The sequence below is a fragment of the Stenotrophomonas maltophilia genome (genome assembly GCF_004920835.1).
GTDB lineage: Bacteria > Pseudomonadota > Gammaproteobacteria > Xanthomonadales > Xanthomonadaceae > Stenotrophomonas > Stenotrophomonas maltophilia_AQ.
The window spans coordinates 59347-72852 of the sequence record NZ_QFHO01000001.1 but is presented as its reverse complement, the minus strand read 5'-3'; the positions used below and the strand labels follow the sequence as shown (position 1 = coordinate 72852).

Annotated in this window: 10 protein-coding genes; 3 read left to right on the top strand and 7 right to left on the bottom strand. The window is 64.8% G+C overall.

Going from position 1 to position 13506, the window contains the following annotated elements:
- The first annotated feature begins 13 nt into the window (after positions 1-13).
- Positions 14-757, top strand: a complete 744-nt coding sequence (locus DI041_RS00285) for a FadR/GntR family transcriptional regulator (RefSeq protein ID WP_046985559.1) — start codon at positions 14-16, stop codon at positions 755-757.
- Positions 758-864: 107 nt separating this feature from the next.
- On the opposite strand, the gene DI041_RS00280 is transcribed toward DI041_RS00285, so the two are convergent.
- Entirely contained in the window at positions 865-1800 is a 936-nt protein-coding gene (locus DI041_RS00280; RefSeq protein WP_136638005.1) for a hypothetical protein, read from the bottom strand.
- A 132-nt stretch (positions 1801-1932) separates the two neighbouring features.
- Positions 1933-3567, bottom strand: coding sequence for a fatty acid--CoA ligase (locus DI041_RS00275; protein ID WP_136638006.1), 1635 nt, complete (start codon positions 3565-3567; stop codon positions 1933-1935).
- 129 nt (positions 3568-3696) lie between these two features.
- Between DI041_RS00275 and DI041_RS00270 the strand changes: the two genes are divergently transcribed.
- Positions 3697-4371 carry a response regulator transcription factor gene (locus tag DI041_RS00270; protein WP_046985556.1) on the top strand — a complete coding sequence of 225 codons (675 nt, stop codon included), beginning with the start codon at positions 3697-3699 and terminating at the stop codon, positions 4369-4371.
- Between the two features lie 4 nt (positions 4372-4375).
- Here DI041_RS00270 and DI041_RS00265 read toward each other — a convergent pair whose 3' ends face one another.
- Genes DI041_RS00265 through DI041_RS00250 form a run of 4 tightly spaced genes read right to left on the bottom strand, consistent with a single transcriptional unit; the run spans position 4376 to position 11339 of the window.
- A complete protein-coding gene (locus DI041_RS00265; protein ID WP_136638007.1) occupies positions 4376-7711 on the bottom strand; it encodes a hybrid sensor histidine kinase/response regulator in 3336 nt (1111 codons plus the stop codon).
- Between the two features lie 36 nt (positions 7712-7747).
- A complete protein-coding gene (locus tag DI041_RS00260; RefSeq protein WP_136638008.1) occupies positions 7748-8233 on the bottom strand; it encodes a MaoC family dehydratase in 486 nt (161 codons plus the stop codon).
- The gene (locus DI041_RS00255; protein ID WP_136638009.1) at positions 8230-9108 is read right to left on the bottom strand and encodes an alpha/beta fold hydrolase; all 879 of its coding nucleotides are present in this window, start codon (positions 9106-9108) and stop codon (positions 8230-8232) included. The genes DI041_RS00260 and DI041_RS00255 overlap by 4 nt, the downstream gene beginning before the upstream one ends.
- 32 nt (positions 9109-9140) lie before the next feature.
- Positions 9141-11339 (bottom strand): TonB-dependent receptor, encoded by a 2199-nt coding sequence (locus DI041_RS00250; RefSeq protein ID WP_248298401.1) that lies wholly within the window; start codon positions 11337-11339, stop codon positions 9141-9143.
- Between the two features lie 198 nt (positions 11340-11537).
- Between DI041_RS00250 and DI041_RS00245 the strand changes: the two genes are divergently transcribed.
- Positions 11538-12542 carry an extracellular catalytic domain type 1 short-chain-length polyhydroxyalkanoate depolymerase gene (locus tag DI041_RS00245; RefSeq protein ID WP_136638010.1) on the top strand — a complete coding sequence of 335 codons (1005 nt, stop codon included), beginning with the start codon at positions 11538-11540 and terminating at the stop codon, positions 12540-12542.
- Between the two features lie 49 nt (positions 12543-12591).
- Here the strand turns inward: DI041_RS00245 and DI041_RS00240 are convergent, their stop codons facing one another.
- Positions 12592-13440, bottom strand: coding sequence for an AraC family transcriptional regulator (locus DI041_RS00240; RefSeq protein WP_136638011.1), 849 nt, complete (start codon positions 13438-13440; stop codon positions 12592-12594).
- Between the last annotated feature and the right edge of the window lie 66 nt (positions 13441-13506).

Here is a 13506-nt window from a genome sequence, read left to right as displayed (position 1 = left end):
AAGGGTCAGCCGCATGTCCGCCAACCGCCTTTACCAGACCATCGCCGCCAAGCTACGCAAGCTGATCGAGGACGGCGAATTTCCGCCGGGCTCGCGCCTGCCGGGCGAACGTGAGCTGGCCGAACGGTTCGGCGTCAGCCGGGTGACCATCCGCGAGGCCGAGATCGCACTGGAAGCACAGGGTTGGATCGCCATCCGCATCGGCTCCGGCGTGCATGTGAAGCCGCGGCCGACGCAGGTTCCGGGTGGGTTGCCGGATGTCAGTGCCTTCGACCTCACCGCTGCCCGCGCGGTATTCGAGGCCGAGGCTGCCGCGCTGGCCGCCAGCAACCTGGATGATGCCGGTATCGCCGAACTGCAGGTGTTGGCCGAAGCGCTGTGCCGTCGCGACCTGAGTGACGAGGAAGCCGGCGAGTACGATCGCCGTTTCCATCTGACCATTGCGCGCCTGTCAGGCAATCCGGTGGTGGAGTACTTCGTGCAGCAGATCTGGCGCATGCGCAGCGAGCTGCCGCGCGTCACCGAGGTCTATTCGCGGGTCTGCCATGACGATGGCGCCAGCCGAGCCGACGAGCACATGGCGATCTTCGAAGCCTTGCGTGCGCGTGATCCGGTGGCCGCGCGCAATGCGATGCGCCATCACTTCCAGCGCCTGTTCGAAGCGATGCTGCAGGCCACCGAGAGCCAGGCGCTGGAAGAGATCCGCCGCCGCACGCAGCAGGATCGCGAGCGGTTCATGGCGACGACGCGGATTTGATTCCGGGAAAGATCCTGGCCCGCCCCCACCACGCCCGTTGCCCCAGAACGGGGCTGCCACAACATTTGCTGGCCAATTGATGTCGCCGGGAGTGCCAATAGCGGTAGCTAGGAGCCAGCTCGTGCGCGCTTCCGCTTGAAATCCAGCGGCCTTTCATGACTCTTTTGAGCAGTCCCTACCAGATACTCGACGTATTTTAAGTACTCCGCACAATCTTCAGGACTCATCTGGAGTATGTAAGTAGGGCGTTTGCCAACTCCGCCGCGAGAAGTGCCCACCGCGCACGCGTGCCAGCGTGCGCGATCGTCCCGCTTCATCCAGACGCGATCGTGTAGATCGTCGACGACGCAGAACGTAGGCTTCATTCTAAATTCGCCCATACGAGCAGCAAATCGGTTCGCGACGCCTTGGGTTACTTTGATTGGCCCTCCGTCGGATCTGCCCGGATTTCCTTTGTAGATGAAATTAGTCTTCTTGTTCTTACCGATCACCTGCAGCAGATCATCGGCATACTTCACCTCAGCCGCAGCCCGTTCGTCTGCTGTCTCGGGCGTATCACTCCAAGGTGCTTCGCGCTTGAACAGGAATGGATCAAGGATTGTGATCTCGACAGCGTCTAGTAACCAGCTTTTCAGGAAGTCGTCAGCTAAGGCTCGGCCTTGCGCCACCGCCTTCGATGATGGCCCTCCTGCAACGATGAGCTGAGAGAAATCCCCCATTGGCGGCCCATCTCTGAATCGGCAAACTGCCGTTTCACTCGAACGTATCGACTCGATGCTCCTAAGAATGGACGCAGTTTCTTTGGAAACATGCTGTTCCAATCTCTGCTGCTGTTCTTCGAAAATGTCCAGCATTCTGTGTTCCAGACGGTATTCCCACAGTCGTTCCTCACGCAGGCTCCAAAGCAGCCGTTCATCGGAAACGATGCTTCGCACAAAGCAATACAGATCCTGTTCTTCCCCGGGCCATGGGCGCCCCGCTAGTTCGAGGTAGTCTCCGATGCGGCGAGCAATGTGCTCGGCCAACCTATCGCGCATATTCATCCTTGAGTTGCCCTTCGGAAAGTCGGTTTACACAAATGTATACGAATTCCACAATAGAATTGGCAGTCAAATGTCGTTGTTACGCTTGGCCGACGATGCGCCGTTGCCAGTAGCCTGGGGCTCGAACATCGATCACCAAGGCTTGACGCCCACATCATGCAGCCCCCGCAGCTTCTTCTTATTGATCTTGCCCACGCTGGTGCGCTCGATCGAATCCACGAAACTGACCCGCTCCGGAATCGCATAACGTGAGATATCCCCGGCGCGGCTACGGGCTGCGATCAGTTCGATGATCTCTGTCTCGCTTACTTCACTGCCCGGCTGCCTGACCACCAGCGGCAACGGCCGCTCGCCCCATTTCGTGTCGGCGATACCGATCACCGCGACCTCGCTGACCGCCGGATGCAGCGCGATGATGTCCTCCAGCGCAAGCGATGAGATCCACTCGCCACCGGTCTTGATCACATCCTTGATGCGGTCGGTCACGCGCAGGTAGCCGCCGCTGTCGATGTTGCCGATGTCCCCGGTGTGCAGGTAGCCGCCTGCCCACAATGCCGCCGATGCATCCGGATTGTGCAGGTAGCCCTGGGTGAGCCAGGGCGCCCGCACCACGACCTCGCCGGTGGCGATGCCATCGTGGGCGACATCGTTCATGTCCGGATCGACAATGCGCAGGTCCACCAGCGGCACCGGAATGCCGGCCTTGGTTCGCAGCGACAGAACCTCATCCATATCAATCACGGCATCCGCATCGATCTGCGCCAGGGTCAGCAGCGGGCAGGTCTCGGACATGCCGTAGCCACCGAAGATGTCGATGCCGCGTGCCAGTGCCCGCAGCGCCAATGCCCGCGGCAGGGCCGCGCCGCCGATGATCACCTTCCAGTTGCCCAGGTCCGTCTCCGCCGCGAGCGGGTGTTCCAGCAGCATGTGCAGGATGGTTGGTACGCAGTGCGAGAAGGTCACTTTCTCGCGGGCAATCAATGCCAGCAGGTTGGCTGGCAGATAACGGCCGGGGTAGACCTGCTTGATGCCCAGCAGTGTCGCCACATACGGCAGGCCCCAAGCGTGCACGTGGAACATGGGGGTGATCGGCATGTAGACATCGCCGCGGTGCAGGCGTCCCTGGTTGGCCGCGCTGCCCAGCGCCGCCATCCCCGTCAGCGAGTGCAGGACCAGCTGCCGATGGCTGAAGTAGACACCTTTTGGCAGGCCGGTGGTGCCGGTCGTGTAGAACACCGTTGCGCGGGTGTTTTCGTCGAAGTCCGGGAAATGGGTGGTCGCAGTGGCAGCCCGCAGACCGGCCTCGTACTCGGTCACGAAACCGTCTGGCAACGGGCCGCCGGCATCGTCCAGCAGGATGCGCGTGCGCAGGTCCGGCAATTGTCCGTCGATGCCTTCCAGTATCGCCAGGAACTCACGGTTGGCGAGGATAACCCGTGCACCGCTGTGGTTCAGCGTATAGGCGATCTGCTCGGGCGCCAGGCGCACGTTCACCATCATCAGCACCGCGCCGATCATCGGCACGGCGAAATACGCTTCCAGATAGCGGTTGCTGTCCCAGTCCATCACCGCCACCGTATCGCCGTGCTTCACCCCCAGCGAAGTCAGCAATCCGGCCAACTGGCCGATGCGCGCCTGCAGGGTGCGGTAGTCGAAGCGGACCGAATCGCCATAGACGATCTCCTGGTCAGGATTCACCGCAAGCGGCGTGTGCAGCAGTTGCTTGATCAGCAGCGGATAGGCAGAGGCATCGGGAGCGAATGGCATGGGGTGACCTCGTGGGCGGCCTGTCAGTGGCCGGTCTTCATTCGTCCACACTAGCAATCCCGCCTGAGCGCGCCAGCGTACCTAGGTACCCCTGTCCAACGGCAGACGATTTGCTACTCTCGCCTTGCCATGCCGACCCTGCTCATCGCCGATGACCATCCCTTGTTCCGCGCGGCACTGCATCGCGCGGCCGAAGAGGCGGTCGCCGATCTGCAGATCAGCGAGGCCGACTCGCTGGACAGCGTGCTCGAGGTCCTGGAACACCAGCAGATCGACCTGATGCTGCTGGACCTGCACATGCCCGGCAACCATGGGCTTGCCGGCCTTGCGACCATCCGTGCATTGCAGCCGGGACTGGCGATCATCATCGTCTCGGCCAACGAAGAGCCGCAGGTGATCCGCCGCGCAGTTGACCTGGGCGCGGCCGGCTACCTGCCCAAAAGTTCCGGACTGAACGAGCTGCAGTCCGCGCTGCGGTCGGTACTGGAGGGCGAACGCTGGATTCCTGCACTGCTGCGTGAGCCAGTGGCGCGGGTGGCGCCCTTCAGCAAGGATGCCGACCTGGCCGCGCGCCTGGCCAGCCTGTCCGCACATCAGTACAAGGTGCTGAGCCTGGTGGCCGAAGGACTGCTCAACAAGCAGATCGCCGACCGGTTGGGTGTACAGCTGCGCACCGTCAAGGCGCACATGACGCGTATCATGGAGCGACTGGGAGTCCGCAACCGTGCACAGGCGATCCGCGTGCTGCACGAAATGGGACTGGCCGATCCGTCCCGGCAGATTGAAGGCACCCAGGACACCTGATCTCTCAGGATGTTGCTGTGCCAGGTGCTGCCAGCAGATGGTTGATCGCCCAGCGCAGCGCCAGTGGCTTGAAGGGCTTGTTCAACAGTGAAAGTCCTGCCGCACGCACCGCCTCGCGCGTGCCGCTGCCGGTATCGGCGCTGAGAATGACCGTTGGCCGCTGCCCATGCTCGGCTTGCAGCCGCTGCCAGAGCGCCACGCCGGTATCGCCATCATCCAGGTGGTAGTCGAACAGCCACAACGCGGCCGCATGCGCTGACGCGCCGACCTCGCTGGCGGCACGCACCGCGACTACTTCGCAGCCCCAGGCCAGCAGCATCTGCCGCATCGCCTCCAGCGCGTCCGCGTCGTTGTCGACCACCAGCACGCGGATGCCCTTGACGGTGCTGGTACCCGCTGCGGCGGGCTCCGTGGGCGGGGCAGCCGGCGGTGCTGCCCGCACCACGCTGATCGAGAACGTCGAGCCGTGATCGAGCACGCTGCGCAACTGCAGCGGCGCATGGAGCAGCTCGGCGATGCGCTGCGCGATGGTCAGGCCCAGTCCCAGTCCCTGGCCGTTGCTGCGGTCGCCGCGATGGAATTCCTCGAACACGATCGCCTGCTGCTCGGGCGCGATGCCGGGGCCACTGTCATGCACGCCAACCAACAGTGCATGGCCATGGCGGCGCACGCCCAGCAGCACGCCACCATGGCGCGTGTAACGGATGGCATTGGCCAGGAAATTCTGCAGCACCCGGCGCAGCAGCAGCGGATCGGTGTGGACCCAGGCACGGGTCCGCAGGTAGCGGAACTGCAGCCCGCGCGCCGTCGCCAGCACCGCGAACTCCTGCGCGAGCGGATCGAGCACGGTCGACAGCGCGAACGCGCGTGGATCGGCCACCAGACCACCGGCTTCCAGCCGGGAGATATCCAGAAGTCCGGATAGCAGGTCATCGGTGGAATCCAGCGCACCGCGGATCTGGCGCAGGAAGCTGTCGAGGAACTCCGATTCGATGTGCTGCGACATCGCATCGGTCAGCAGCTGCGCCGCATGCAGTGGCTGGATAAGGTCGTGACCGACCGCAGTCAGGAAGCGGGTCTTGGCAACGTTCGCGCGCTCGGCTTCGTGCACCGCCTGTTCCAGCCGTGCGGTGCGGTCCTGCACGCGGCGCTCCAGGGTTTCGTTGCTGCGCTTGAGTGCTTCCTCGGCCCGGCGGAACGCAGTGACGTCGGTGAAGGTGGCCACGTAACCGCCGCCCGGCATTGGATTGCCACGGATCTCGACGATGGTGTTGTCGGGGAAAATCCGTTCGGACAGATGCGGCGTGCCGCGCTGCATGTGTGCCACGCGGCGCTGCAAGGCCTTGTCGCGGGAGTCACCGGGTCCTTCGCCGATCTTCAGTTCGTCCAGCGCCCAAGCCGTAAGGTTGATCACCGGCTGTCCTACTTGTAGCAGCTCGGGCGGAAACTTGAACAACGCGGCGTACTGACTGTTCCAAGCCACCAACTGCAGCTGCGCGTCGACCACGCTGATGCCCTGGCTCATGTTCTCCAGCGCCGCCTCCAGCAGGCGCTGGTTGAAGCGCAGCACCTGGGTTGCTTCGCCGACTGCACGGGTCACCGCATCCAGTGGCGCTGCACCGCCGTCGCGAGCGGCCTCCACCAGCAGCCTCGCCATGCCCGCACCGACCACAGCGGTCAGTTCGCGTTCGATGGTGATGACCCGGTCGTCATCCAGCAGCTGTCCGGCATGCCCGTCCATCAGTTGCCGCGCCCGCTCCTGGCCGAGAAAGCGTCCGGCCGTCTTGCGCAGCGAGGCGGCCGCCACCGCATCCCGTCGTCGCGGCAACGAAGGGCGCACCGCGCGCGACACCAGCGCAACCGTCAGCAGGTTCACCGCCAGGCTGGCGCCCATGCTGATGGCGATATGGCCCGGCTGCATGCGCAGCGAGACCACGGCCAGCCAATGCAGTCCGTCGCGGGCGGCCGACGCCGGCGCGGCGGGGATCACCATCGGCAACAGCACCAGCCACAACCAGGCCAGCGAACCCAGCACGATGCCGGCAATGATGGCCGGGGAGGGCGTGCGTGGGCGATACACCGCAAGCAGCACCGCCGGTGCCAGCTGCGAGAGGGCGGTGAATGACATCAGGCCGAAATCGCTGAGTGCCTCGGTGTCGCTCATCGCGCGGCTGTACAGCCACGACATCAGGAACACGGCAAGGATGCCAGCACGGCGGAAGGCGAGCACGCGCGGACGCAGGTCAGCTGCCGCCGCGCCGCCGGCGATGCCGTCCAGCAGCCTCGAACCGAAGCCATGGTTGCCGAGCATGATCGACAGGGTCAGCCCGGACAGGATCATCATGCCGGTGGCGGCGCTCAGGCTGCCCAGGTAGGCCAGCAAGGCCAGCAGGTGGTGGCCACCGGCCTGCGGCAGCGCCAGCACGTACAGGTCGGGCGACACCGATGCGGGCAGCTGCGCGGCACCGGCCAGCGCCATCGGCACCGATGGCAGCCCGATCAGCAACAGGTAGACCGGGAACATCCAGCGCGCCGTCTTCAGGTCCGAGGTCTGGCGCAGCTCGACCACGCCGACATGGAACTGGTGAGGCAGGGTGAACGCGGAGATCGCTCCCAGCGCGACCATGGTGAGGTAGTCCGGCATGATGGCTGGTGGTGGAAGCTGTGCCATCTTTTCCAGCAGTGGCGTGCCCGCCTGGCGCACCGACAGCGCCGCGTAGAGGCCAATAGCCAGCAGCGCCACCAGCTTCAATAACGACTCCAGCCCCAGCGCGACCACGATGCCACGATTGGGTTCGGTGGCCGACGCCTTGCGTGCGCCGAACAGCAGCGTGAACGCGGCCATGGTCAACGCGAACCAGAACGACATGTCCAGCTGCGCGCCAGCAGGCGCGAAGCGATCACCGAGCAGGGCGCCCAGGCCCTGGCTGACAGCCTTCAGCTGCAGGGCGATGTAGGGAATGATGCCGATCAGCGCGACCAGAGTGATGGTGAACCCGAGTCCCCGATCCGCACGCAGCCGCGCGACCACCAGGTCGGCGATGGTGGCGCTGTTATGCTGCTTGGCCAGCCTCCCCAGGCGGAGCAGGAACGGCAGGCCGAAGGCAAATATCAGCGCCATGCCCGCCAGGGTCGGAGGAATCGGGAAGCCCCATTGCAGGCCCTGTGACGCCGCGCCGTAATAGGTCCACGCGGTGCAGTGCACTGCCAGCGACAGCGCATAGATGAGCGGCCACACCTTCGAAAGCCGATGCCCCCGGCGCTCGCCCCAGAGGGCCACGCCGAACAGCAGTACGGTCCACGCAATACAGGCGAACAGAACGACGGAGGGCGTCAACATCGCTCCAGTGTAGGCAGAGGACCGGGCAGGGTGGTGCTAGGGGGCGAGCACGATCAGTGACAGATGCTCAGCGACCAGTGCCAGCTCGCCATCGGCAACGCGTTCGACAGCCTTGCGCTGGGTAAGCAACCATTGCCCGGGCTGCCGCGCCTCCAGTGCCACCAGCTGCGAGCGCACCCGCACCTCGGAGCCGCTGGGCACTGGCGCCAGGAAGCGGACCTTGTTCAAGCCGTAGTTGAGCACGTGGGCGATGCCGGAAAAGCCGGCCAGGGCTGCAACATCGTCTTCCACGGTGAGCGAAAGCAGCAGGAAGCCATGCGCGATGGTCTGCCCGCCGGGCAGCTCGGCCTGTGCCCGCAGCGGATCGACGTGGATCCAGTTGTGGTCACCGGTGGCGTCGGCGAAAGTGTCGATGCGCGATTGCGTGATGGGTGTGCCGGCGCCCAGGCGCTCGCTGGCTGCCCATTGCCGCAGTGCCTGCAAGGCAGCGGGTAGCGCGTCGATCGGAGCGCCGGCACTCACCGCAGACGCTCCAGCAGCGCCAGGATCGCGTCTCGCGCCTCGGGTTCGGACAGCATCGGCGCATGACCGACATCCGGCACTTCGACCAGGCGGGCGCTTTCCGAGGTCGCGGCCATCTGCCGCGCGACATCGGCCGGCAGGATGTCCGACAGCGCACCCCGGACTACCAGTACCGGCACCCGTGCGGTCAGCCCGCGAACCGCACGCCACAGCACCGGCCGCAGCAACCACAGCAGCCACGGCCGCGTGGTACGGATCACCGCCGGGTCATAGTCCAGCTCCAGCAGGCCATCGCTGCGTGGGCGGAAGGTGCGCACCGCCATTGCCCGCCAGTCATCAATGCTGAAACGCGGGAAGGCGGCCTTGCCGATCGACGCTACGTACGCCGTGGCCTGCTCCAGATCCATCGGCGGCACCGGCTTGCCGGCGTATTTGCCAATCCGTGCCAGCGCCTCGCGCGGCACCTTGGGGCCGGCATCGTTGAGCACTGCACCAGCGATCCGCTCGGGCGCGCGCGAGGCGAGGGTGATGGTGACCAGCACGCCCAGTGAGGTGCCGATGAACACTGCCTTGTCGATGTTCTGCGCGCGCAGCAGCGCGACCATGTCGTCGGCATAGGTGCGCGGGTTGTAGCTGGACGGATCATGCGCACGCTCCGAACCGGCGCGACCGCGGAGATCGACTGCGATCACCCGCCAGCCCACGGCGGCAAGCGAACCGGCAAGCACGTCGAAGTCGGCGCCATTGCGTGTCAGGCCGGGAATGCACACCACCGTGCCGCGGGGCGCCTGCCCTGCATCGGGTGCATGGTCACGCGCGTGCAGGCGCAGGCCATCGTCGCTGTTCCAATACAGATCTACGTAAGACTGCATCATGCAGGGGCTTCCTGGAAATCGTAACGGATGCTCTAGAAATCGTAACGGACGCTGAGACTATATTGGCGTGGTGGACCGTAGAAACCAATCAGCGTGCCCACTGCTGGAATGTTGTAGCCAGTGGTGCGGTATTCCTTGTCGGCCAGGTTGGTGCCCTGCAGCGAGAAGGTCCACGCATCATCCAGCCGCCAGATCACGCCGGCATTGACCAGCCCGTAGCCCTGCTGGCGGATCACCGGGCTCAGGTCGGTGGTCGGCCAGACTTCGCTCTGGTAGCTGTAGCTCACCCGTGCCGACAGGTTGCTGCCCTTGGCCAGCTCGGTGCGGTACTCCACGTTGAACGCGCCCGAGAACTCCGGCGCATTGGTGAACTTCATCTGCTTGGCCACATTCATGCCACGGTCCATGTACTCGTCGTACTTGGTGTCCAGCAAGGCGAGGTTGCCGGAGATCAGCCAGTGCTGGCTGGGCAGGTACTGGTACTCGACCTCCAGGCCCTTGACGGTACCCGCGCCGGCATTGGTGAAATCGCCGAAGAAGGAATCGTCGATGCCATCACCATTGGTATCCAGGCCGGTGAACACCGACAGCTGGATGTCCTTGTACTTGTTGTAGAAGGCAGAAAGATTCAGGAACAGGCGCTGGTCAAGGAAGGCCATCTTGCTGCCAACCTCGTAGCTGTCCACGGTCTCGTCATCGAAGGGCTCAGCTGAGCGCGGCACCGCCACGGCGTTGGCACGGATGTTGTAGCCGCCGGACTTGAAGCCACGCGTGGCCAGACCGTAGACCATGATGTCCGGGGTGATCTGGTAGTCCAGCGAGACCTTGGGGGAGACGTTCTTGAAGTTGGTCTTCTTGTCGAAGTCCGCGGTCACCGCCACCGGCCGGCTGAAGCCGGGGTCGGCGTAGAGGCGGTTCAGCACGATCGCGCGCTTGTCCTCGTCGGTGTAGCGAGCGCCCACATCCAGTTTCAGCTTGCTGGTCAGGTCGAAGGTCCAGTCCGCATACAGCGCGATGCTGTCGGTCAGCACCTTGCCCTGGTTGTCAGCGAACTGCGCGCTGAAGTAGTTGTTCTGGATCTGCCCACCGGCTTCGCCGCTGAACTGGTACAGGCCGACCACACCGCGCACGCGGCCGCCGGCATCGTAGTTCAGCTGCACCTCGTTGCTGACCTGGTTGTCGCTGTAGGTGCCGCCGACGTCGGCCAGCTTGACCGGGGTGGTGTCGAAGTCGATGTTGGCCTCGCTGTCCGATTCGCGCTTGGCCACCACGTACTTCACGGCGATGTCTTCGTTGGGACGCCAGTTGACCGTGGCCGAGGCACCCTTGGTTTCCACACTGTTGAGGTTGCGCATGCCCGAGCGGATATCGTAGCGGCTGTCCATCGGCGGGTAGGCGCGCAGGAACGGGTTGGGCGCCAGCATCTTCGAACCGCGCATGCCGGACTGGTCATCGATCCAGTCCAGCGCGAACTGCACGTCGAAATCATCGCCCGCATACGCGCCCAGGTTCAGGCGCGCCGCATTGATCTGCTTGTCGCTGACCGGCTGGCCATTGAAGGTGTTCTCGCCGAAGCCATCGTTGTTCATGCTGGCAACTGCCACGCGGGCACGCAGGCCGCTGTCGGCACCGCCGATCGGACCACCGATGGCCGCCTTGGCATCGAGCTGGCTGTAGTTTCCCACGGTGATCTGGGCGAACCCTTCGGTCTGGGTCGGCAGACCGCGCGAGATGTACTTGATCGCACCGCCGATGGTGTTCTTGCCGTACAGCGTGCCCTGCGGGCCGCGCAGCACCTCGATGCGCGAGACGTCGAACACATCCAGCAGCGCGCCCTGCGGACGTGCGATGTAGACATCGTCCAGATAGATGCCGACGCCCGGATCCGCGCCCCAGGTGGGATCGGACTGGCCGACGCCACGGATGTAGGCGGTAACCGTGCTGCTGGCGCCGCGTGCCGCGTAGATGGTCAGGTTGGGCACCTGTGCATCGAGGTCGCTGAGATCCTGGACGTTCATCCTGTCCAGCGCTTCGGAGGTAAACGCGGTGACCGCCACCGGTACTTCCTGCAGGGTTTCCTCGCGCTTGCGTGCGGTGACCTTGATGCTGTCCAGATTGATGGGTGAAGCCGTCCTGCCTGTCGCTGGCGCCGGCTGTGGCGCCTCCTGTGCCAGTACCGGCCCGGTGGCCAGCAGCGCACCGATCATCAGACTCAGACCATTCCGATTCATCCGTTCCTCCCCCAGGGCATGTCCATTGCGGATGGCCCTCTGCCACCCCTGCAGCCAAGGCTAGCGGTGTCACCGGGCGCCGGCGAGTGGACCTAGGTCCAGTCGGCAGCGGCACCGGGATGCGGATACTGGGCGCGCCCCCACCTGCAAGCGCTACCGGTACTCCTTCATCCACGAACCACGCATGAGGATCTGGCCATGAAATCCGGAATCGATTCAATCAAGGCACTCGCACTGCTGCTGTGCAGCTGGCTGGCAACGGCGGGCAGTGCCTACGCCGCAGGCCCCGCCGGGCATTGGGACATCGGCCTGTACGGCAATCTGTTCGGCGCCCGCGAGTACCAGGTGTGGGTGCCGGCCGGCTACGACGAAACCCGGCCACTGCCGCTGCTGCTGGTGCTGCATGGCTGCGTGACCGGGCCGAACCTGATGGGCGAGGCGTCCGGCTTCAATGACGTTGCCGACAGCGAGGGGTTCATCGTGGTCTACCCCCGGCAGAACGTCACCTCCAACCCGGCACGCTGCTGGAACTGGCAATTGCCGATCAACCAGGCGCGCGACAGCGGTGAGGCCTCGATCCTGGCTGGCATTGTGGACAAGGTGAAGTCCGGTTACAGCATCGATCCACATCGGGTCTACGTCACCGGCATTTCCGCGGGCGGTGCGATGACCTCGATCATGCTGGCCTGCTACTCGGATGTGTTCGCCGCCGGTGCCATCCATTCCGGCGGCATGTTCAAGGGCGCGACCACGATTTCCGGTAGCGCCTACGCGTTGCTGGCCGGCAGCATCTACTCGCCGGACAGCAATGGGCGGCTGGCCTGGCAGTGTTCGGGCTCGCCATCGCCGCGTCCGATCCCGGTGCTGGTGTTCCATGGCAGTGCCGATCTCACTGTCAATCCGGTGAACGGGCAGCAGGCCGTGCGCCAGTTCCTGCAGACCAATGACCTGGCCGACGATGGCCTGGACAACGATTCGGTGAAGTACCTGCCGACCAGCACCTACCAGGGGCAGGTGCCGGGTGGGCGCGCTTACACCGTGGATACCTATGCCTATGGTGGCAGGACGCTGGTGCAGCACTACGTGGTGCAGGGCATGGGGCATGCCTGGAGCGGCAGCCAGTCCGGCCTGCCGTTCACCGACCCGAAGGGACCGGATGCCACGCTGATCACGTGGTTGTTCCTGAAGGACTACCAGCGCTGAAGGGAAGGGCAGTCTTCGCCGGTGCGGGAGCCATGCGCTCCCGCATCCGTCAGCGTGGCTCCTGTGGCCGCTGATCGTCGGCGTCCGATGCCTGCTGCCGAGTGCCTCGTCCCGCCAGGAAGCGTTTGGGGGGCGCGCCCACGGTTTTGCGGAACATGGTCACGAACGCCCCGGCACTGTCGTAGCCCAGGTCATCGGCGATGGATTGCACCGTCCGGCCCTTGGCCAGCAGCGGCAGCGCGACCACCACATGCAGCTGCCTGCGCCAGCGTCTCACGCTCAGGCCGGTTTCGCCGGAGAACAGGCGCGACATGTTGCGCTCGCTCATTCCGATCCGGCTCGCCCAGACCTCAAGCGTTGCTCGTTCGGCTGGCGTGTCCAGCATCGCATTGGCCAGCCGGCGCAACCTTGCATCGGATGGCATGGGTAGATGGAGCCACTCCGGCGGCGCAGCAATCAGCTCATCCAGGAACACGCCCATCAGGCGGTCCTGCGCGCTGCCGGACGCATACTGCTGGGGAAGGTTGGACGCGCGCTCCAGCAGGGCCTGCATGAACGGAGTGATCGCCATCGCAGCGCATTGCGTTGGCAGTTCCGGAGCCGCCCCGGGTTCCACGAACACCACGAAGCCGTGCGGCCGTCCACTGCTGCTGGCGCGATGGGACAACCCACCGGGGATCCAGATCGCGCCCTGTGGCGGAACCACCCACAGGCCAGCCGCGGTCTCCAGCATGATCAAGCCACGCGTGGCGACCAGCAGCTGCGCCTTCCGATGCGCATGGAAGGGCATCTGCCAGGCATCTGGAATGGGGTCCAGCCCAAGCACCATCACCGGAAGATCGACACGGTCCGGATAGTCGGGCCCAACCTCGCTCAGCCCCGCAATCGAAATCTCCACGCTGGTACCTACGCCCCAAAGCCACGCCAGGCAGCACGGTGGCGCTTACTCGTCATCGCGTGCCGA

Coding starts and splice junctions, on each gene's coding strand:
- DI041_RS00285 (WP_046985559.1), top strand. CDS start 14: ATGTCCGCCAACCGCCTTTACCAGACCATCGCCGCCAAGCTACGCAAG.
- DI041_RS00280 (WP_136638005.1), bottom strand. CDS start 1,800: ATGAATATGCGCGATAGGTTGGCCGAGCACATTGCTCGCCGCATCGGA.
- DI041_RS00275 (WP_136638006.1), bottom strand. CDS start 3,567: ATGCCATTCGCTCCCGATGCCTCTGCCTATCCGCTGCTGATCAAGCAA.
- DI041_RS00270 (WP_046985556.1), top strand. CDS start 3,697: ATGCCGACCCTGCTCATCGCCGATGACCATCCCTTGTTCCGCGCGGCA.
- DI041_RS00265 (WP_136638007.1), bottom strand. CDS start 7,711: ATGTTGACGCCCTCCGTCGTTCTGTTCGCCTGTATTGCGTGGACCGTA.
- DI041_RS00255 (WP_136638009.1), bottom strand. CDS start 9,108: ATGATGCAGTCTTACGTAGATCTGTATTGGAACAGCGACGATGGCCTG.
- DI041_RS00250 (WP_248298401.1), bottom strand. CDS start 11,339: ATGAATCGGAATGGTCTGAGTCTGATGATCGGTGCGCTGCTGGCCACC.
- DI041_RS00245 (WP_136638010.1), top strand. CDS start 11,538: ATGAAATCCGGAATCGATTCAATCAAGGCACTCGCACTGCTGCTGTGC.